This is a genomic window from Ruegeria sp. YTSA135 (assembly GCF_059610165.1).
This window is the reverse complement of the sequence record NZ_JBXWNC010000012.1, coordinates 110,950-131,069: the sequence shown is the minus strand read 5'-3', so window position 1 is coordinate 131,069 and position 20,120 is coordinate 110,950. Positions and strand designations below refer to the sequence as shown.

General features: G+C 55.5%; 21 protein-coding genes. 10 read left to right on the top strand and 11 right to left on the bottom strand.

Going from position 1 to position 20,120, the window contains the following annotated elements:
* Position 1 precedes the first annotated feature (1 nt).
* The 6 genes from AC2FIT_RS15960 (at position 2) to AC2FIT_RS15935 (ending at position 4,691) form a co-directional block, all read left to right on the top strand.
* Positions 2-1,078 carry an ABC transporter ATP-binding protein gene (locus AC2FIT_RS15960; protein WP_496831037.1) on the top strand — a complete coding sequence of 359 codons (1,077 nt, stop codon included), beginning with the start codon at positions 2-4 and terminating at the stop codon, positions 1,076-1,078.
* On the top strand, positions 1,075-1,938 hold the full coding sequence (locus tag AC2FIT_RS15955) for a carbohydrate ABC transporter permease (RefSeq protein WP_068334332.1): 864 nt from the start codon (positions 1,075-1,077) through the stop codon (positions 1,936-1,938). The genes AC2FIT_RS15960 and AC2FIT_RS15955 overlap by 4 nt, the downstream gene beginning before the upstream one ends.
* Positions 1,935-2,732, top strand: a complete 798-nt coding sequence (locus tag AC2FIT_RS15950; RefSeq protein ID WP_058280831.1) for a carbohydrate ABC transporter permease — start codon at positions 1,935-1,937, stop codon at positions 2,730-2,732. The genes AC2FIT_RS15955 and AC2FIT_RS15950 overlap by 4 nt, the downstream gene beginning before the upstream one ends.
* Positions 2,733-2,740: 8 nt before the next feature.
* Entirely contained in the window at positions 2,741-3,145 is a 405-nt protein-coding gene (locus tag AC2FIT_RS15945) for a DUF2160 domain-containing protein (protein WP_068334330.1), read from the top strand.
* 66 nt (positions 3,146-3,211) lie between these two features.
* Positions 3,212-3,607 (top strand): BlaI/MecI/CopY family transcriptional regulator, encoded by a 396-nt coding sequence (locus AC2FIT_RS15940; RefSeq protein WP_475180640.1) that lies wholly within the window; start codon positions 3,212-3,214, stop codon positions 3,605-3,607.
* Positions 3,594-4,691, top strand: a complete 1,098-nt coding sequence (locus tag AC2FIT_RS15935; RefSeq protein ID WP_496831036.1) for a M56 family metallopeptidase — start codon at positions 3,594-3,596, stop codon at positions 4,689-4,691. Before AC2FIT_RS15940 ends, AC2FIT_RS15935 begins: the two co-directional genes overlap by 14 nt.
* A 177-nt stretch (positions 4,692-4,868) precedes the next feature.
* On the opposite strand, the gene AC2FIT_RS15930 is transcribed toward AC2FIT_RS15935, so the two are convergent.
* From AC2FIT_RS15930 to AC2FIT_RS15910, 5 genes are all read right to left on the bottom strand, one after another.
* The gene (locus AC2FIT_RS15930; RefSeq protein ID WP_496831035.1) at positions 4,869-5,306 is read right to left on the bottom strand and encodes a hypothetical protein; all 438 of its coding nucleotides are present in this window, start codon (positions 5,304-5,306) and stop codon (positions 4,869-4,871) included.
* On the bottom strand, positions 5,303-7,366 hold the full coding sequence (locus tag AC2FIT_RS15925; RefSeq protein WP_496831034.1) for a glycosyltransferase: 2,064 nt from the start codon (positions 7,364-7,366) through the stop codon (positions 5,303-5,305). The genes AC2FIT_RS15930 and AC2FIT_RS15925 overlap by 4 nt, the downstream gene beginning before the upstream one ends.
* The gene (locus tag AC2FIT_RS15920; protein ID WP_496831033.1) at positions 7,363-8,445 is read right to left on the bottom strand and encodes a glycosyltransferase family protein; all 1,083 of its coding nucleotides are present in this window, start codon (positions 8,443-8,445) and stop codon (positions 7,363-7,365) included. Before AC2FIT_RS15920 ends, AC2FIT_RS15925 begins: the two co-directional genes overlap by 4 nt.
* Positions 8,446-8,450: 5 nt before the next feature.
* Positions 8,451-8,759, bottom strand: a complete 309-nt coding sequence (locus AC2FIT_RS15915) for a hypothetical protein (RefSeq protein WP_496831032.1) — start codon at positions 8,757-8,759, stop codon at positions 8,451-8,453.
* 80 nt (positions 8,760-8,839) lie between these two features.
* Complete coding sequence (locus AC2FIT_RS15910) at positions 8,840-10,741, bottom strand: hypothetical protein (protein WP_496831031.1); 1,902 nt, start codon at positions 10,739-10,741, stop codon at positions 8,840-8,842.
* Between the two features lie 315 nt (positions 10,742-11,056).
* Here AC2FIT_RS15910 and AC2FIT_RS15905 point away from each other — a divergent pair, with 315 nt between their 5' ends.
* Positions 11,057-12,040 (top strand): radical SAM protein, encoded by a 984-nt coding sequence (locus AC2FIT_RS15905; RefSeq protein WP_496831030.1) that lies wholly within the window; start codon positions 11,057-11,059, stop codon positions 12,038-12,040.
* A 3-nt stretch (positions 12,041-12,043) separates the two neighbouring features.
* On the opposite strand, the gene AC2FIT_RS15900 is transcribed toward AC2FIT_RS15905, so the two are convergent.
* A complete protein-coding gene (locus AC2FIT_RS15900; protein ID WP_496831029.1) occupies positions 12,044-13,456 on the bottom strand; it encodes a radical SAM/SPASM domain-containing protein in 1,413 nt (470 codons plus the stop codon).
* 416 nt (positions 13,457-13,872) lie between these two features.
* On the opposite strand from AC2FIT_RS15900, the gene AC2FIT_RS15895 reads away from it, so the two are divergent.
* Genes AC2FIT_RS15895 through AC2FIT_RS15885 form a run of 3 tightly spaced genes read left to right on the top strand, consistent with a single transcriptional unit; the run spans position 13,873 to position 14,725 of the window.
* Complete coding sequence (locus tag AC2FIT_RS15895; protein WP_496831028.1) at positions 13,873-14,244, top strand: PucC family protein; 372 nt, start codon at positions 13,873-13,875, stop codon at positions 14,242-14,244.
* Complete coding sequence (locus tag AC2FIT_RS15890) at positions 14,232-14,576, top strand: hypothetical protein (RefSeq protein ID WP_496831027.1); 345 nt, start codon at positions 14,232-14,234, stop codon at positions 14,574-14,576. Before AC2FIT_RS15895 ends, AC2FIT_RS15890 begins: the two co-directional genes overlap by 13 nt.
* Before the next feature lie 44 nt (positions 14,577-14,620).
* The gene (locus tag AC2FIT_RS15885) at positions 14,621-14,725 is read left to right on the top strand and encodes a hypothetical protein (RefSeq protein WP_496831026.1); all 105 of its coding nucleotides are present in this window, start codon (positions 14,621-14,623) and stop codon (positions 14,723-14,725) included.
* Positions 14,726-14,737: 12 nt separating this feature from the next.
* Here AC2FIT_RS15885 and idi read toward each other — a convergent pair whose 3' ends face one another.
* Genes idi through ppsR form a run of 5 tightly spaced genes read right to left on the bottom strand, consistent with a single transcriptional unit; the run spans position 14,738 to position 20,120 of the window.
* Positions 14,738-15,280 (bottom strand): isopentenyl-diphosphate Delta-isomerase, encoded by a 543-nt coding sequence (gene idi, locus AC2FIT_RS15880; RefSeq protein WP_496831025.1) that lies wholly within the window; start codon positions 15,278-15,280, stop codon positions 14,738-14,740.
* Positions 15,277-16,455 (bottom strand): geranylgeranyl diphosphate reductase, encoded by a 1,179-nt coding sequence (locus tag AC2FIT_RS15875; RefSeq protein WP_496831024.1) that lies wholly within the window; start codon positions 16,453-16,455, stop codon positions 15,277-15,279. Before AC2FIT_RS15875 ends, idi begins: the two co-directional genes overlap by 4 nt.
* Positions 16,456-16,457: 2 nt before the next feature.
* Positions 16,458-17,750: a BCD family MFS transporter gene (locus AC2FIT_RS15870; protein WP_496831023.1), complete on the bottom strand. Its 1,293-nt coding sequence runs from the start codon at positions 17,748-17,750 to the stop codon at positions 16,458-16,460.
* Positions 17,747-18,655, bottom strand: coding sequence for a chlorophyll synthase ChlG (gene chlG, locus AC2FIT_RS15865; protein WP_496831022.1), 909 nt, complete (start codon positions 18,653-18,655; stop codon positions 17,747-17,749). The genes AC2FIT_RS15870 and chlG overlap by 4 nt, the downstream gene beginning before the upstream one ends.
* A 46-nt stretch (positions 18,656-18,701) precedes the next feature.
* A complete protein-coding gene (gene ppsR, locus AC2FIT_RS15860) occupies positions 18,702-20,120 on the bottom strand; it encodes a transcriptional regulator PpsR (RefSeq protein ID WP_496831021.1) in 1,419 nt (472 codons plus the stop codon).

The window sequence follows — 20,120 nt, the reverse complement described above, 5'->3', positions numbered from 1 at the left end:
CATGGCACAGATCAAGCTTTCAAACCTACGACACAGCTATATGCCCGCGCCGCAAGGCCCCGAGGACTATGCGCTGAAGGAAATCGACGTGACCTGGCGCGATGGTGGGGCTTATGCTCTGCTTGGGCCGTCCGGTTGCGGCAAGTCCACTCTGTTGAACATCATCTCAGGCTTGCTGACACCGTCCGAGGGTCAGATTCTGTTCGATGACCGCGACGTCACCACCCTGCCCCCCGACCAGCGCAACATCGCGCAGGTGTTCCAGTTTCCGGTGATCTACGACACGATGACCGTGGGTGAAAACCTTGCCTTCCCGCTAAAGAACCGCGGCGTTGACCCGGCGACAATCAAGCGCCGCGTCGATGAGATCGCCGAGATGCTGGACGTCACGGATATGCTGAACACCCGCGCCTCGGGTCTGAGCCCAGACAACAAACAAAAGATCTCGATGGGCCGCGGCCTGGTCCGGGACGACGTGAACGCAGTTATGTTTGATGAGCCACTGACGGTGATCGACCCTCACCTGAAATGGAAGCTGCGGTCGAAGCTGAAAGAGCTGCACCAGCGTGTTAAAGCCACGATGATCTACGTAACCCACGACCAGACCGAGGCGCTGACATTCGCGGATGAGGTCGTGGTCATGCAGGAAGGCGAAGTTGTGCAGATCGGTACTCCGGTCGAACTGTTCGAGCGTCCCCAACACACATTTGTCGGCCACTTCATCGGCTCGCCCGGTATGAATGTTCTGCCGTGCGAGGCCAAGGGCGACCGGGCAGTGTTCGAAGGGCATGAAGTTGTGCTGGAAGGCCCGACCCATGGCGATGGCGGGCGCACCGATCTGGGTATTCGCCCAGAATATGTTGGCTTCGGCGATACGGGCATTCCTGCGCATGTGACCAAAGTTTCGGATATCGGCCGCCACTATGTGGTCAGTGCGATGGTTGGAAACACGGCCCTGAAGGCCGTTACGGAACACACCGTCCCTGAGCCCGGATCGCAGGTCTTTCTGCAATTCAAACCTGAACATTCCCGCGTCTATCGCGACGGCTGGATCGCAACCGAGGAGCGGCCACAATGAGAACAGAAAACCAAAAAGCATGGTTCTTTGTCCTGCCGGTCCTTGCACTGGTTGCGTTCAACGCACTTGTGCCGATGATGACGGTGGTCAATTACTCGGTGCAGGAAACCTTTGGCAATAACCAGTTCTTCTGGGAAGGGCTTGGATGGTTTGAGCAAATCCTGCGCTCTGATCGGTTCCAAGCCGCTTTGGGGCGTCAATTCCTTTTTACTTTCATGATCTTGCTGATCGAAGTTCCCTTAGGCATCATCGTGGCCTTATCCATGCCGCGCAAAGGGTTCTGGGTACCAGTTTGCCTTGTGCTGATGGCCTTGCCGATGCTTATCCCATGGAACGTGGTCGGATCGATGTGGAACATCTTTACCCTGCCCAAAATCGGCCTGATGGGATACTTCCTGAATGACGTTCTGGGTATTAACTATGACATGACGCAGCAGCCCCTTTCGGCCTGGATCACCGTCATTGTCATGGATGTGTGGCACTGGACCTCACTGGTAGTACTACTGTGCTATGCGGGCCTGGTGTCGATCCCCGACGCGTACTATCAGGCGGCCAAGATCGACGGTGCCAGCCCATGGTCGGTATTTCGCTATATCCAACTGCCCAAGATGAAAACCGTCCTGACCATCGCCGTTCTCCTGCGCTTCATGGACAGTTTCAATATCTATACCGAGCCCTTCGTCCTGACTGGCGGCGGCCCCGGAAACTCAACCACCCTGTTGTCGATCGACCTTGTGAAGATCGCACTGGGACAGTTCGACCTTGGTCCTGCGGCCGCGATGAGCCTGATCTATTTTGCCATCACGCTGCTGGTTAGCTGGGTCTTCTACACACTGATGACAAAGGATGACGCGCAATGAAGAAGCGGTCCCTTATCCCGATCCTGTATATCGCGTTCCTTATGCTGCCGATCTATTGGCTGGTGGCGATGTCCTTCAAGACCACGAACGAGATCCTTTCGGGCTTTTCCTTGTTCCCCCAGACCTTTACGCTGGAAAACTATATCACAATCTTCACCGATCCGACGTGGTACTGGGGCTACATCAACTCGATCATCTACGTGACGATCAACACGGTGCTTTCGGTTTGTGTTGCCCTGCCAGCGGCCTATGCGTTCTCGCGCTATCGGTTCCTTGGTGACAAGCAGCTGTTCTTCTGGCTGCTGACGAACCGGATGGCTCCGGCGGCGGTGTTTGCGTTGCCTTTCTTCCAGCTCTATTCGTCGATCCACCTGTTCGACACCTATCTGGCCGTGGCGTTGGCGCATACATTATTCAACGTGCCGCTAGCGGTTTGGATCTTGGAAGGCTTCATGCGCGGCATCCCGAAGGAACTGGACGAGACAGCCTATGTCGACGGCTATTCCTTCCCTCGGTTCTTCGTGACGATCTTCCTGCCCAACATCAAAGCCGGTGTCGGTGTGGCGGCCTTCTTCTGCTTCATGTTCTCATGGGTCGAAATGCTGCTGGCCAAAACCCTGACTGCGGTCGAGGCCAAGCCGATCGCCGCCGTGATGACCCGCACCGCCTCCAGCGCGGGATACGAGCTGGGTCTTCTGGCCGCCGCTGGAACCCTGACCATTATCCCCGGCGCCATCGTCATCTGGTTTGTCCGCAACTACATCGCGCGCGGTTTCGCGATGGGACGTGTGTGAGGTTCGATATGCGTAAACTTCTTCTCACCCTCCCCTTCCTGCCCTCTGCTGCCTTTGCCCAAGCGCAGGCCGGTTGGGGCAATGTCGGCCAGCAAGAGGAAAAAGGTTTCTCTTGGACCGATCCGCTTTGGCCCGACTTCTGGATGGCATGGACCCCGGCAACGTTGGCGCTGTTCATTGGTATCTTTTCCGCCATCGCCCTGATTGGCGTACTGGAAGGGTTCAAGTACCGCGACGGGATTGAGCGGCGCGGCGTGCTGGGTCTGACGACCACGCTTGGTGACCGGCTGTTCATCACCCTTCTGGGGTCCGCCTATATCTTCCTGGCCTGGCTTGGTCTGGTGGGGCAGCCAGTCTGGGCACCGCTTTTCCTTTCTATCGGCTGGGGATTCTTCGTCTTCTGGAAAGTTTGAGCTTTGCGAAACAGTGAAAGGATGCTTGTCTGTCAGGCATAACAATGGATGCGACACGAACGACCGATGCGTAAGAAAAAGACGACAAACCTTCTGACTGAAGTGGAGCTTGAGTTCATGAATGAACTTTGGGCGCTTGGTCAGGGTTCGGTCCGTGACGTGCTTGATCGCCTGCCACCAGAACGCAATCTGGCGTATACTTCCGGCGCAACCATTCTGCGGATTCTTGATGAAAAAGGGTTTGTGGAAAGCCGCAAGGATGGAAAAACGCTGATTTATAAGCCGCTTCTGGAAAAAGACAGATATCAATCGCGGTCGTTGCAGAACCTGTCGCGGACACTGTTTGACGACACGCCGGCAAGGTTGGTTGCAAGGCTGGTCGACGACGCAGGTCTAAGCGAAGCTGATCTAGAGGAAATTCGGGCACTGGTAGAGAGGAGACTGCAAAATGACAGCGGTTAAACCGGTTCTCGACGCATATCTGGAATGGAACCTGATCCTTGGCCTGGCTGCGCTTATCTGGCTTTCCGCCCGGGTCGTTCTTTCCAAAACTACCCTCAGCCGCGGATTCGTGGCGCAACTGCGCACGCTCAAGGTGTTGTGCCTTTGCGTGAGTCTCAGCCCTTTACTAGCATTGGGTGTATCTGCACTGGCGTCTCACACTCCGGCCAAAGGTACTGTGGCCATTGGTGATATCGCAGTGGCAGCGTATCTGCGTGGTGACATTGCCATGCCCGCAACACAGTTCGAAACGCTTTTGAACACGCGCCAACGCTGGGTAGAGCTGTTATTAAGCGGCGATCATCCGGTTCTGGATGTTGTCCTTGCGCTGCTCGCAATGATCTCTCTGCTATACGCTATTCGGCTCCTTCGTGATGGGCTGTCGATCCGCGAAACGGTGAAGGTCAGTTTCCTGTGGCGCCGCTCTGCCAAGGTTGACATTCGACTGTCCGACCGTATTGCCGTACCCTTCGCGGTGCGCGGCCTAAGACGGCGCCATGTCGTGCTCCCCTCTCACCTGCTGGACTCGCCGCGAGAGTTGCGCTTTGCCCTCGCACATGAGCTTGAACACATCCGCGCCGGAGATGTTGAGTGGGAATTGGGGTTTGAGATACTTCGCCCGCTCTTGTTCTGGAACCCGGCATACATTTTGCTGAAATACCAGTTTGATCGCCTGCGCGAATTGGCTTGTGATCAGTCGGTTGTGGTCCGCAGGGGTATCAATGCGCAAGATTATACCGCCTGTCTGCTCGACTATTGCGCCCGTACCGTCGTGCATGGCAGCCCGCGAGTTTTGAATGTTGCCCTGGTGACCGGAGGCAAAGCCAAAAAAGTGCTGCGCCAACGTGTGATTGCGCTGGGTGATGCGCCATCGATGCACCGCCCATTGCCGTTCATGTTTCTCGGCCAAACGACTTTTTTTGCGCTTGTCCTGGGGCTAGCGGCCGCATCGGTACAGCAGACCGAGGATTGGAGCCATGACCGCCTGATGTTGTCCACTGTCGTCAACCTGGAAAGGTTAGAAGCCAGGAACCAGGGCAACTGATACGGTGCAGCACTCCCGCCTCAATTAGGTTGAGTAAACGCGTTCGTGCAATGTTGCAATGAAACTCGCGCCGAATGGCGGCGGTGAAGCACAGAGGCTACGGCAAGCACGAACAGCCAACCGGCCTCGAATCGTGCGTGGTTACTTGTGCCGGTACGGCCCAAGCGCCTAACCTGTCTAGCCGGACCAAAGCGCGATTTCGTCCCCATCTATGATGATGGCCAAATCCCAGAATTTCCTGATTTCCTCCTCGGCGGCCTGCGCTGCCGCAGGGTCATCCGGGATGCGCTCAACTCGGAACCCAAATTGTTCAAGCCCGCTATAATCAACACGGCATAAAATGACAGGAAGCACTTCGCGTTCCATTGCCGCGGCGGCAAGAACCCTCGCTATTTTATGTGCGGATTTTGGAGGCTGTAGAATCCGAACGCCGATATATGTCGGATTGCTGGCATCCCGTTCCCAAAGGGACGCTGATGGCGTTAGATCCATCTCAGGGAATACAACCTTCCCGGATGGTATGGGTTTTTGACCATCGGTGATCAAGCTGTCCAGTTGCACCGGACGCTTTGGTGTTGTTCTGCTGAGGATTTCGAACCACGAGATATCTGTCATTTTCCGTCTTTGACCTCTGCTATGATCCCGGCTGCTTCGACCGCGCCGGTTTCGGGCAGTTCGATCTTTTCCAACGCAGATCGATAGAGTTCCAAATCACCTTGATCCAAACAATCTGATATTGTTCGTTCAAGCTTCATGAATTCTTTTTCCGTGATGATTGCGCACAGGTCACGATCCGCCAAGGCTCGGGCGCGGCGCTCCTGATTGTCCAGGTATGGCGCGGATTGAGGGATCAGAATTGCCGGGATTTTGTTGTACAGAACCTCAAGCACCGAGTTGTAGCCCGCCGCCGAGATGACCAGATCCGCGGCCAGGCAAAGCCTCGTCGCTTCGAAAGTCTGGACGACGCGCGTGTTCGTCCACCCAAACGTTGCGGGCTGAACCTTGCTTCCGGGCCAAGTGACAACAAGGTGCAAACAATCTTCGCGGTCTTCCAGCATACCGGATATTGCCTGAAGCTGCGCTGACCGGTCAGACGCCACGCCGCCACCCAACATGCTGATAACCAATTGCTTGAACTCGCGCCCGAACCGCTCGGCCAGTCTGGACCTAAGCTGATTGCGTTCTTCTTCGCTTTGCGTCACTTGACGAAAGATAGGACCGACGTTGTGAATGTGGCTACCGTGACTGTAGGTATCATTCAGTTCATCAAAAGCCTCGGACGGCACTATGACGCGATCAAACACCTTCTCTCGCTGCACCATGCTGTGCCTGGATCGACCGTCAGGAAACAATCCCCGCCTTACCCAAACTGCCGACAGGTTCCGTTCCAGAATGACGCGATAGACAGAGTCAAAGACGTGACCACCATCAAACACCAGCGTATCGCCTGCTTGCAGGGCGGTACCCAATCGTCGGTATGTCAGAACGTCGTTTCCATTGGCATTGTCCGTCATGTCGGTGCGCTGAACCAGTGGAATACAGTCAATGCCTTCTCGACGAACAAGGGGGACGCAACTGGGAAAGGCCGCAAAGATCGGGGAAATGTCGTCGGGCAACGCTTTGGCAATCACGGTGCAGCGCTGCGCATGGCCTAAACCCACGCCGTTTGTCGGATAAAATAGGGTTCTTTGCGATCTGTCTTTGGGTTGGCGCCGCTTGGATCGCAGACCCGCTGCTGCTTCCAAACGGGAAATGTCCACCGAATGCAACCACTGTGATCTTGTCGCTTGTTCAGCGATCTGAGAGGTATTTCCAAGCACTTTTCCAGTCAGATATCCGCCCAGCGCCAACGGAGTTTTTGGTCCAAGCAAGGCAGGCACTCCGGACGACACAATGGCCTCGTCATCCGTGCAGTCGATTGCGACACCGCCGCTGGCGATCAATTCGATCGTGAAATCCGCCATACGAACACCCGCGATGCCGCTGCCGAACATCACAAGAATATCCGTAGAACTTGCCAGTGTATGCGGAGAATAATCTGTGTATAGGTTGGCGGGTAAATCGTGGAAAGGTGAAGATCGGACCACCTCTTTTTGCGCACCGCTTACGATCAGCCGCAGATTGTAAACTAGTTGATTGCTCATCCGCGAAAAACAGGACAAGATTTCCGGGTTGTCCAATTCCATCGAACCCAACACGATTGTTACGTTCGGCACCTTGCGCACCGCCCTAGGCGCTGGTCGAATTTCAGTCACCAAGGGGCTGGCCGCAGTGGGTAACAATGAGCGCGGTTGAAAATCCGTCAGGTCGATCACGTTAGCTTCGCGGCCAAGCGCATAGGCCAAACGCGACTTTGCCCCGACATAGCTTTGCTGAGTCACAAAGCGACCCGTGGCAATCACCGGAACATCCGCGTCAAGCTGCTTTTGCCTGAGAGACGCAAGAAGCCGGTCGCCGATGTCCTCGGCACCCAGAACGAATATGGCCTCAACCTCGTACTCATCTGGATCGACAAGAAACTTAGATGCCTCATAGATGCGTCCCCGCCCCGCGTTTTCCGGCAGGTATTCGGCATCGATGCACGCACCGTAACCGCGCGCGGAAAGCTGTTCGGCAAAAATCAACTGCGCATCGAATGATCGTAATGAGCGCGTGCCTGCTTCGACAAAGATCATCTCAGAACCTCGCTCTGTGCCGTCAGAACACTTGCCAACATCGTCCTGAAGCTTGCAGCGGAATACTGCGCCAGTGATGTCTTCGACCTTGTTACCTGCTCATGATACCGGTCCGGTTTCGCGATAAGATCGGAAATGATCTGGTCAACGTCACCTGGATGACAGCTAACGACAGCATCGCCAAACGTGGCCGCGGTTTCCGGGTTCGAAAGAACGACTTTGCCGGCGGCAAGGGCTTCGGCAATGGCGCGGCCAAAACTCTCTTGCCAGGTTGGCGCTGTGAAATAGACGTAAAAGTCGATCATAGAGAAAAACTCATCCACGCTGATCCTGTCAAACGGCAGCATTTTCCAATGCGCGCGCAGAACCTTGGCGTTTAGCAAGGCATCCGCACCCAGGATAACATTGCTTTTGGCGTTTTTGGGAAAGCAGCGATCAAGATCATCGAGAGACGGAAACTTTTCAAACCCGGGGCGTGAGTGCCGCCCCCGTCGGTCCTGTGGCTTTTCGCAGGGGGATTGGATTTCGGTTTGGCAAATATTGAACCAGTCCGAATCCAACACCGACCATTGCCGCGCTATGCGTGACATCGCCAACCATTCCTTTACCGTTTTGCGGTTGTACGGCGATATCGGAGCAAGATATTTTCTGAGTGCCAGCGTCGCTTCCTCAATACGGCTCAGGCAGGCCAAGACGTCGAAACCCTCTGCTCCGCCGGGGCGCAAAAAGTTCTCATGCGTCACCACGATTAGTGACCGGGCGAATATCTTGGTGTTCAACGCGTCTTGAAACTTTAGGAACGCAGGATTGTGCAGGATTACAAAATCAGCACTTATCCGGGGCGCATCCCAAACCAGGGGAATTCGTAATTCATCCAGAACGCGACGCAAGACTGGTGCCACGTTTTGGTTTTCGCCAAAGGTTTTGGACGTGACTGCATGCACCTCAACGATTCCAAACTCAACAGCCACCCGAAGTTCGGCCGCGACGGCGGCAGACGTACCGCCTGAGAACCGGGGCTCAATGACGTAGGCAATTTTCGGGAAGGCCGAGCGAGTAATGGCGTCGAACACGGACATCAGGACTAGTGTGTCAGCTCGTTGTCAGCCGTCGTATCGCTTGCATTAACCGCTGGGCTGGCCGTGTAGCCAAAGTTCAAATTACCCGCGGACGCGGCATCATAGAAATTGCGCAACTCGACCGACAGCTCATCCTCACCAGCAAGCAATTCCGGATTTCGCTCAAGGTAGGACCGCAGCGCCTGGGTGTCATTGGCGGACAGCAGCTGATCTATGACAAGCAACTGCTCAAGCGTGATTTCAGCTCGCGCGCCGTGCGTCGTCGCCAGAAACAGCAGAGCAGTTACAATGCCCATGAGCCTGCTATTGGTCATATAGAAAAACCCTATCGATACTTGTTAACAATATTTCCACTTTACTTCGGAACGTCACATTCAAAAATAGAATAGCGTATTTAGTTGGCTGTTGTCCTGAGTTTTTTCAGAACCTGACTTCTGAGGCGGTTGACTGACGCGTTTGTTGGGGCGCTTCGGCTGGGGCTTGAGGCCGTGCGTTTAACCGGTGCAGGACCAGCCCCTTCGCCAGCCAGATACAACTCGACCACCCCGCTTGGTGTTTTTGAGTTTGAGCCGGTGAAATCCCGCAGCAACGCGCCCGCAGCTTCTGCAAGCGCCGCAGCCTGCGCCGCATCCTGCTGGTGGTAAAAGCGCACATTGGATTGCGATACCCTGTAACCAACGCGGGCTGTGCCGCTCAATTCATGGCCCGTGTTTTTTAAATCAGCCACAACCGCCTCTACCGCGTCTTCTGACAGTTGGTTCGGCGCGTACAGTCTGAATGCAGCGCTTGTACGGATATGTGCATTATCAAGTGGTTCAACGATTTCAATAGAAAGGGCCGCAGGTTCTGACGGCTTCTCTTCCTGCTCCAACGGGTTTGGTCGCAGGCTGAGTGTGCGCGGCTGAAAGACCAACGGGCTGAGCGCCACGTCGTCAAGCAAGACCGAAGGATCAGATGCCGCCGCTATCAATTCACCAGTCACAGGTGCGACCGACGCAGGCAGGTCTGGCGAACGAACCCCAACTTGCAACGGCGCCAAGGCCGCGTTGCTCAAACGGGCGGGCGATTGCGGTAAAGCAAGCTCTGCAAGCACGTTTGGCGCGCGCTGCCTGGGAACAGTTGGGACGATCGAGACAGTGATTGGCTCAAAATCGGCAGAATTTTCAAATGTCGGCGCAAGTGCTGAGACGAAAAACTCCGGCGTGTATTCATATGGAAGGAAGCTGGGGTTTGCTTCTCGTCTGGGCAGATAGCCGGGGCCTCCCACAGGCATCAGTGGTTGCTCCAGCGCTGGGACATAAGAAAGAACACTTGGCGCGGTGCTTGCGGGGTTCGTTGGCAAGGTTGCCTCGGTGCCCCCTGCCAGACCCGACAATGGCGGTGCCAGAGCCGCAAGGCTGTCCAGATCGTCAGACTCAGCCAATGCGCCTTCAAGATCTGGCGGGCTTGTTGGCCCCGTGTCAAACAAATCCGCGGAAACGACCTGATCACCTGTACCCGCAAACAGATCAGATTGCAGTGTCCCTGTTTGCAGATCGTCCTGCAATGCGACCGGTTCTGCCAGCTCAGACCCGGTTGCCCTCGATCCTGCCAATTCCGGCGCGTCTGACGAGCGCCCCCCGGTCATCATAAGGATAACAGAAGACGAAACGGCCGCGCCGATGACACATCCCAATGCGATCAAACCCAATTTAACCTTGCGGCGCGCACGCTGATGGTCTTCCAATCTTTGAGCAATCTTTTTCGAAATGCGGTGGTCAACTTCTTCGGGGGACAGCCTGAGGCTATATTCAGAGTCCTGCTGCTCGCTTTCCTGTTGGTTAACGTCATCCGCGGTTGCAGCATCTTCTTTGGGTTGGGGAGACGGAGCTGCGCTCTGGTCGTGTTCTGCTGCACTGTTTTGCGGTGGCGCAGATGCGTTTTCCGGGGTTTTGCCAGTCGCGCCGTCCGCAGATTCGGTGTTTTGGCCGGGATTTACCGACTCACCTCTTCGCCGAATAAACTCGGCGTTTCTCTGCTGCCGGGCTTGTTCCAGACTTTCTGACCACGGTTTTTGTCCGGCTTTAGCTTGCTCACCTGTGGTTGATTGCGCAGCCTTGCCTTGATCCGGTTTTGCTGTCTGAGGCGTTTTGCCTTTCGAGGTATCCGTCGAGCGCTTTATCTCTTGCTCTAACCGAGCCTTTTCAAGCACTTTCTGCCATTCGGGAGACTGAACAAAATCGTAGATATCCGCCGTTTTACCGGCGTTCTTGCTGGCAACTTCAGGTCGAGCTTTTGGGCCGTTAGCCTTCGTCATAAATTTCCCCCGACTGTCCGCCTTGGTAAGCTTTAAGCCGTTGTAAATTAGGCAAACTGAATACGCCTAAATGTCATAAATTCAAAAATTTTATGTATAGAGTATAAAAAGAGGTGCATACGAAAACAAGTCAACGGCGCTGACCTCGTATTATGATCACGCAGGCATGCCCCATCGGCCGGAATTCTGATGCGTTGCAACCGCAAAAAAGTCGCGCGCACCATTCGGTAAACATTTTGTCCGGGAACGGAATTCAAGCTAGACTGAGGTCATTGGTAAGTGCCGCAGGCTCGCGCTTGGGTCGGAAGCTGGGACATGATTAAGAGTGACCGGATTTTTATGGAAGCTATTCAAAACGAAGATGACGTTTTTACTCTGATCGAACACGCCGATCCCATGTACGGGAAGATCGTTGTGGTGGACTGGATGTTGGGCAATTCCTGCAGTTATGCATGCAGCTATTGTCCAAAATCTTTGCATGACGGATCAATCAAGTGGCAGAAGACCAGTGATATTTTTCATCTGTACCATCAGATGAGGGAACACTACGTGACTGAAAGAGACAAGATTGTCTGGCTTCAGTTCACTGGTGGTGAGCCCACGATGCATCCCCGCATCATCGATTTGCTGCGCCACGCGTCCGGGATGGATTTCAAAGTCAGCCTGATCAGCAATGCATCGCGCACACTTCAGTTTTGGGAAAAGATAAATAGTTGTTTGAACAACGTTATCCTGACTTATCATTCTGAATTTGCGGAACTGGACCACTTTATCCAAGTGGCTGCCATGATGGCAAACCGCATAAGCGTTCATATCAATGTCACTATGGACCCGGATCGATTTGATAAAATTTTTCAGGATGCGCAGGAACTGCGCGCTGCACTACCGACAGCGACGATATCGTTGAAGCCATTGCGACAGGATTTTGGATCGAAACTTTATGATTATACCGAAGATCAGCTTCGGGCTCTGTCCAAGGGTTTGCCCTCAAAGCAAATTCTGGTTGGAGAAAAGCCAAGGTCATTGATGCGTGCAACCACCCGGATAGGACACAGTGAAACGCTGCCACCGAATGAATTCATTCTCAGGGGGATGAACCGCTGGCGGAACTATAATTGCAATGTCGGGCTAGAGTCTCTGCGGGTCAGAGGAAATGGCGCGGTCTTACGGGGGGTCTGTGGCGTCGGCGGCGTGATCGGGTATCTGGGTGAAGACATTGATCTTCCTAGCGACCCAATTCGATGCACAAAGGATTATTGTTCATGTCTTGGCGATATTTTGATTCGCAAAGAACTGTAAAATCTAGATTGAGTTCAGGCTGCCAAGGTCCACACCACTCCACGCCAAGCGCTCGTCTGAAAGGACAGCCAACAGGTCTTCGTGCTCAGGATGATCGGATGAGCACACATCCTGATTTTTGAACTCGTGCGGCGTGACATGCCCCCAATTGCGCAGCCTTAGAAAGTAAATCCCATCTGCGTGCATTTCATGGGCCAAATCAGCAAATGCGGGCATCTCTCTGAAGTTTGCGGCCTGAACAACGAAATCAAAGCGCAGTGTATCGATATCTCCACGCGCATTCAGGTCCCCAAGGAAGCGCAGGTTCTTCTTGAGCATGGCAAAGTCCCCACCTCGGCGAAGCACGCTGTAGGTGTTGGGATCAGCCGCGTCAATCGACACCCAAACCGACGAGACGTGGTCCCAAAGACCAAGATCGTTCCATGCCCTTTCATTGGCCAGCAATCCGTTTGTGTGCAGTTGAATGCGTCGGCCAGGCTGACCCGCTGCGGTCAGTTGCGCCAGGACATGACGGAAATGCCTGCTGCCAAACGGATCACCGGAACCGGTCACTTTGATTTTCTTCGCCTTACTGACAAGGGGCAGAAGGCGCTCTTCAAAGATTTTGTTCAGACGTTCCGTGTTTTTATGCGGCAGGTTGATCAGCTTGGTGCGGCAACTGGGGCAAGAAATATTGCAGGATCGGTCATGAGACAGGATGACCCTATCTGGACCCTTCTCTAACTCCAGTTTTGCGTCTTGTGTTTCCGGGGTGCGTGCTGGCAGCCTGCGACCGGCGATTTGTGGACAATGCCATCGGCTGCAATGCGAAAAATCTCCGTCCCGTACAGATCGCCTGATTTCGCGGGCGCGGTCGGAATTCCAGAACCCACCCTCGTCCGCAGTTTCCAAGCGCCCGATTGGAACGGGTTGCCATGCCGAGCAACAAAAATGCACCTCACCATTGACCCGCGTTTCCATATCGCGAAACGGTACGGGGCAGGTGCGCGCCTGAAGCCAGCGGTCAGTTTCCGTTTCCAGATCCCTCGATCTCTCGCGGGCCGCATCAATAAGCCTCTGCGCCATCAGATCGTGATGATCACGGCTGACGACCTCGCGCCCCAACGTTTCCGTTGCCTGCCACTGCCCACGTTGCAGTTCTAGCCAACCGGCCACGAGCAGTGTGAAAATCGTCTGCTCTGACACGTTCTCCGATACCTGCGTCAGCAGCAGATCAACGAAAGCCTGACTATTGTTTTGTCGGATGTCCTCTGCGCATTCGATCACCAAATCTTTGGCGTGCGCGTCTGGCCCATCCAAAAGCCTGCGCCGCCGAAGATATGTTGCGTTCTTGTCCGACAAGGACTGGATGATCGCAGAGCAGTCCGCGCCATCGATGCCAGAAAGAAACCCGGTGTCGTTTTGAAAATAAGCCATCGCAGCTAACATAGTGACATACCACGGCACCAAATCAAGCCTGTGTCCCAAGGTGCATTCATCGGCTGAAACAATGTCTAAGCCATTTGAGTTGAACGGTTCCCACCTGCGCGAGTCGAAAGAACACTCCAGCTCTCTTGTCGACGGGACGCGCGTGTTTGGCGATTTCGCTCTGCTCGCGCATATTCCTGTCGCGGTAGCAACACCTTGGATGGATGAAAGAATCGATCAGATGAACAATTCGAAAATCAGGCATGTCGTTAAGCCCGCGGCGAGTAATCCCTTGTTCTTATCAGCAGTTGTATTTCGGTCTTTTCGGTTCGTGTCACAGGGCGCAGCAGCACCGGCCATGCTTACCAGAGTATTCGACGCGCTTCCGATCCCGGATCACTAGAGCCACTTGAACTGCATGGAACGTGTCCGGCGATCTTCGATACCGGGCGTTCGAGCCGTTTTCCGCTTTTCGGCTGGGTTCGGCTATTGTGGATTGGATGCAAGCTACACCGCACTACCGGTCACTTACACGGAAGAAGCTGAGCCAACTCAACTCGCGCTATTTGCCCTTCGCAGGCGTGGCCGGTGAAGGTGTTCAGATGGGGTGCCTGCTGCGATTGTCTTTGTTTCAGGTGATCGTCGGCATGATCGGCTTGGCCTTCGTCTTTGGTACGCCGCTTGAGAATTACAGTCCGTGCCATCTGATCCTGCTCATTCAGAGCGCAGCCGTTGTGACCATGCTTTTGAACGGCTATTCAGTCTGGAAACAAGAGGCCCGAGTATGCGCAGACTAAGCCACGACAGGCGGCCTTTTGACCGCGCGGCGCGTATCCCGAAGGACGTCGAGGCGGTCGATGCCAAGATGCCCAAGAAACAGGGAGGGGGCATTGTTGTCAGTCGCGCACCTTTCACGCCCTTCGGGGCCGCGCGAAATGCCCTAATGATCATGGCCGGCGTTGAGCATGTACCTGCAAAAGTCGAAACGGAAACCCAATTATCCGTGACCAGCCGAATATGGACCTCAAGATCCTGCGCAACCATTCCAGGTTTCTGCTACCCGACATGGTCCTCTACGCCAATGCAAATCGCAGGCCGATCTCACGCGGGCTGTATTGACCCCTACTGACCAAGCACCGGACAAAACGCTCAGCCTTGTCCGGGACACGCTTTATGTCTCACCGCATTTTGCCGTTTGGATTGTTGGTGGACAAACCTTGGAAAACCTCGGTCATCTCGGGCCTGCGGCGGATGGTGTGTAACCCTGACTCCGAATGACCAAAGATTTTGTCATGGCGACAGCTCGGCCATCAATGCCGACCCTAGAATTTCCGACGCGTGGTGGTCCAGATAGACTCGCAACCATGGTGTGAACTTCTCCGGTTCGTGCGCAATCTCTGCACTCAAGTCGTTGAGGTGGACCCAGCGATGGGCTGAGACCTCCTCCGGGTTTGGGCAGATTGTTGTGTCCACAGCGGCCTCAGCGCGGAAAACATCAACGACCTCATGTTCGATCAGCCCCTGCCCCACGTCGGCACGGTATTCAAGCGCTGTTGAATACTCAGGCAAAAGGCCCCTGATCCCCATCTCTTCGCTCAGACGCCGGATAGCGCAGGTTTCCGGGTCTTCCCCCCATTGCGGATGCGTACAACAGGTATTCGCCCACAAACCCGGCGTGTGGTACTTGCCTGTGGCTCGCTGCTGCAGCAACAGATTTGGACCACGCAAGACAAAGACGGATACTGCTTTGTGGCGTAGGCCAAGTTGATGCACCTTCAGCTTTTCGACGGGTTTTAACGTGCCGTCGACCCAGGCAGGGATCATCATGGTCATACGTATTCCGCCCTGACCAAGCCGGTCAGATGCGCCAAGTTTTTCAATCCGATGCGCAGATGCGCCATCGGCCGCGCCTTGACAAGTTTCTTGTTCATATAAGCCTCGAACGTCAGACGCTGCACATCAATGTCATGGCACAGCGAGACAAACCTCTCACGTCGATCATCCGAGCGGTAATAGGCATTCTGCATCGATGCCAGCACGCGGAAGACCGTTTTATGCTCTTTGAGGAACAACCGCCGCGCAAGTTTCAGATCAGCGGCCTTACCCGAGGCCAGACAGGCCTGCGCTGCCGTGGCTGCGACTGTGCCTCCGACCATGGCATAGTAAATTCCTTCGCCCGAGCTTGGGGCGACAACGCCTGCCGCGTCCCCGGCCAGAACAACATCGCGCCCATTTTCCCACCGTTCCAACGGCTTAAGCGGGATCGGTGCGCCTTCGTGGCGGATCGTACGACACTCTCCCAAACCGGACGCAGTGCGCAAATCCTTGGTGGCCTTTTTCAGATCGAACCCGTTGATCCCGGTGCCCATACCAACGCTGGCAGTCCGACCGTGCGGAAACACCCAGCCGTAAAAATCAGGCGAGATCGCACCGTCATAGACCACGTCGCACCGGGTTGGGTCATAGGCATTCACCGCCTCTGGCGCTTCGATGATCTCATGATAGGCGATCACATAGGGGATGGTGTCGCCACCGGGCACCTCGGCCCGTGCAACATCTGATCGCGCGCCGTCAGCTCCGACGATCAAACGGGTGGGCAGTGTGCGTTCTTCGCGTGTTTGCTTGTCCCGATAGATGACCTTGGGTCCAGCCTCATCCCGTTCGATCCTAAGGAATGTTCCCGTGCAACGGTCTGCCCCGGCTGATTGCGCACGGCCCCGCAGGTACTCGTCAAAATGTTCCCGGTCCACCATGCCGACAAAGCCGTTTTCGATGGCAATATCCACCTGCCGCCCGGTTGGGGAAATCATGCGCGCCGTGTTGATCTTGGCCACCAGCTGCGCGTCGGGAATATTGTAATCCTCGATCAGGCGCGGCGGGATGGCACCGCCGCAAGGTTTAATGCGCCCGTCCCGGTCCAGCATGCAAACCTTGTGGCCTGCTTTTGCCAGATCCTCGGCGGCTGTTGCCCCGGCTGGGCCTCCTCCGACAACGACGACATCATACATGGCTATTCTCCCGCAACGACGCGCGTTTCACGCCGTGTTTCGTGAATGACTTGTGCAGCCAGAATGGCAGCGGCTACGAACAGCGCGGCTTCGGCCAGAAAGACAGCGCCGAATGCGGTTGCATCCAGCATCACCGACCGGAACAGGTCAGCGGCTGCCGCACCGACCAAGCCTCCGACCCCGGCAGCAATGGCTTGCGCTGCGCCCCACAGGCCCATGCGCGTCCCTTCCTGCCCTTGGGCCTGTTCACCGGCCAGCTCCATCATTGCGCCGATCGCCGCGACGGCAAACATGCCGTTGAAAAACCCAAGCACCACCACCGCAAGTACTAACGGAGCATCCGGCCCTATCTGGCCCATTGCACTGATCGCGCCCAGACTGGCCGCAGAGCCTAGGCACCCTGCCACGACCCATCCGCGCAGCGATCCGATTTTAAGACCGGTAACCGCAATGCCAACTGACAGCATGCCCAGGAAAACTCCGCCATTCTGCGCGCCGGAAAGCGACGTGGACTCACCCGGCGTGAACCCGAAGACCAAACCGGCATAGGGTTCGAGGATCAATTCCTGCATGAAGAAGGCAGTCATCGACAAAAATACAAAAACAGTGAACCGCCGCGCAGCGTCGTCTGCCCAGACCTCGCGCAAGGCTGCGCGGAAACGGGGTTTTACGGCCGATGGCTGGGCGGAAACTCCGACCTCAACACGCCAGACGGCAAGAGAGGTCAGCACCACGGCGCCTGCCCCGACTAGGGCCACGATGACCAGCAGCCGCCTTGGGCTATACGGGTCCAGCATCGCACCGACCGAGGCCGCGGTGATCGCGATACCGGCGATCATCATCAGCCATGTGATCGTTGCGGCCGCTGCACGTCGACGTGGCGCTGTTGTCGTGGCCAACAAGGCCAGCAGCGACGTACCCGATGCACCCACGCCCTGCCCAATCGCTGTGTACGACAGGACGGACAGTGTCAATGCCGACCAAAAACTATTATCAAACAACGGGATAGCAAGTGCAGCGCCCAAAGCGCCAAGCGCGAGAATGGCCATTCCTCGGACAATCCAAGGGGTCCGCCGACCGGTTGCATCCGACAAGACGCCCCAATGAGGGCGAGAGATCTGGATGCCGTAGTGCAGCCCCACCAACAGGCCCGGTAAAATGGCAGGCAATGCCAGTTCAACCACCATCAACCGGTTCAGTGTCGAAGTGGTCAGAACAACGATACTGCCCAAACACATCTGCACCAGACCCAGACGCACAATTCCGATCCACGAGAGGTTTTTGGCGCGGGTCATAGTGCGGCCTCCAATCCACGCAGGCCAAAGGCTGCGATCATCATGCCGCTGACATAAAGGGAAACGCCCGTTCCATTATACCACGGGGCACGCGCCTTTGGGTCCCGCAAGAGAACCCGCATGGCCAGGACCTGCCCAATCAACGCCGCGAATATGGCCACTGCAAAGGCTGGTTTGCCCCACAAGAACAGCAAGGCAATGACCGCAATCTGCGGGACAATCATCACCACACAGGCCAAACGTGCAGCGCGATCCGGGCCTAACGTGACCGGGAGCGAATTAATTCCCAGCTGACGATCCCCCTCCAAGGCTTTGAAATCATTTAAGGTCATGATCCCATGCGCCCCAAGCGCGTAAAGAGCCGCGATACCGACAACCTGAACCGACGGTGCCCCGGCGGACAGGATTGCCGCGCCTGTAAACCAAGGCAGACCCTCATAGCACAACGCTACAAGTCCCGGCCCCCACCAGCCTGATCTTTTCAATCGCACAGGCTCGGCCGAATAGGCCCAAGCCGCCAGAACACCAAAGACGGTGGCACCAAATCCCCACGAGCCCAACTGCCAACCAACGGCCAAGGCCAGCACGCTCATTGCGATGGCGATCCACGCGCCCCACATTCCGGGGATGCGGCCCGATGGAATTGGACGATGCGGTTCGTTTATCTTGTCAACATGGCGGTCGCACCAGTCATTCGCAGCCTGACTCATGCCACAGACAATTGGTCCCGCGAGGATCAATCCCAACGCAATCAGTCCCACGTTTCCAGTCAGCGCACCGCCCGAGGATACAACTCCGCACAGGAACGCCCACATCGGTGGAAACCATGTGATGGGTTTGATCAGCTCAAGGGCAGCCAGAGGCTGCGGCCACGAGGATATTTGTAAATTTGAGTTTGCGCTCATGCGTCAATCTTGATTGACAACTTGAGTCGATGCAAGAAAAACGCGGCTAATGGCCGTCCTGTTTTTCCTGAATACCAAGCTTGTGCAGCTTGACGTAAAGACTTTGACGCGAAAGCCCCAGCATCTCGGCTGCGGCGGCACGGTTGTTGCCCGTTAACTCAATTGCCGTTTCGATGCAGATACGTTCAATAACATCTGTTGTCTGAGATACGATGTCTTTCAGATGAGCCGATCCGACCAGATCCACAACATCCTCGCCCGCCATATTTGAATTTCCCTGCGCAGGCGTACGCATTGCCTCGGACCGCGTCGCGTCACGGATCACAAAGGCCACCGTCGGAGTGGAGCGTTTATTCAGATATGACACCGAAACTTCGGCAGCCGTCCACACCCCAACATCATTGCAGAATTTGGTCGAATAAGCGGACATTCGACCCGTCTTAATAGCATTGTCCAACATCACATTCAGGTCAATCTGACCGCGCGACATATACTCGGCCAAGCTGGTACCGCGCACGTCAACATGATGCGCAAAGTCCACCAGCCTCAGAAATGCGTCATTCGCCGACTGAACGACTCCGTTACTGTCGGTAAACACAATCGCCTCGGGGCCATGACGGAAAAGACGTACCAAATTGTCCGAAAGCTTGTCACTTGCATGTTCTTCGGACGTGCCGACCTCTAGCCGACAGATCAGCATACGCGCCCCTCCAGCCCGAAAGCTGATCGGTGTGATCGTGACCTCGTTGCGGGTACGCTTGGTCTGAATCGTGACCTCGGCATCCGCTTCGGACAATGCGAGGGCCAAGATATTCTGAACAAATTCCGCGCGCCCGCGATCCTTGAACTCATTTGCAAAGGGCTGTCCCTGCAACTGGTCCTTTGCCGCGCCCAGAATATGCGCGGCAGCATCGTTCAAATCCCTAATCCGACCATCCGCAACAGAGACCAGAACAAACGCCTCGCGCGCGACTGACATCAACATGCGGTAACGCGCATCAAACTCGCGCCGCTCTTCATATCCCTGCTCAAGTGCAAATTGGGCCTGAACCAATTGCTGTTGAGTTTCAGCGACTTGCCGCAGATCGCGCCCCAACATCAAAATGGCCCGCTCGCTGTGGCCGACCGGATGGATCGAATACCGAACAGGATATTGCCACACCATTTTATCGCGATGGTTCAGCTCGACACGCTGAACTTTTTCATCCCGAGAGCTTCGCTCAAGTATGCGGTCCAACTTTGGAATACATTCTTCGGTCAGGAAATTTGTAAGCTTTTTGCCGATCCAATGATCCAGGCTGCCATACGGAGATCCGGTTTCGTTGACCAAGGCAGCCATGACCACGCCTTCCGGATCCACAATCAACGCGATGTCAGATGCCTCGGACAGAACACCGGACAAAAACTCTGGCTCGATCATCGGCAATGCCGCGATCTGCCAGGGGTTTGGCTTACCGGAAGTCAT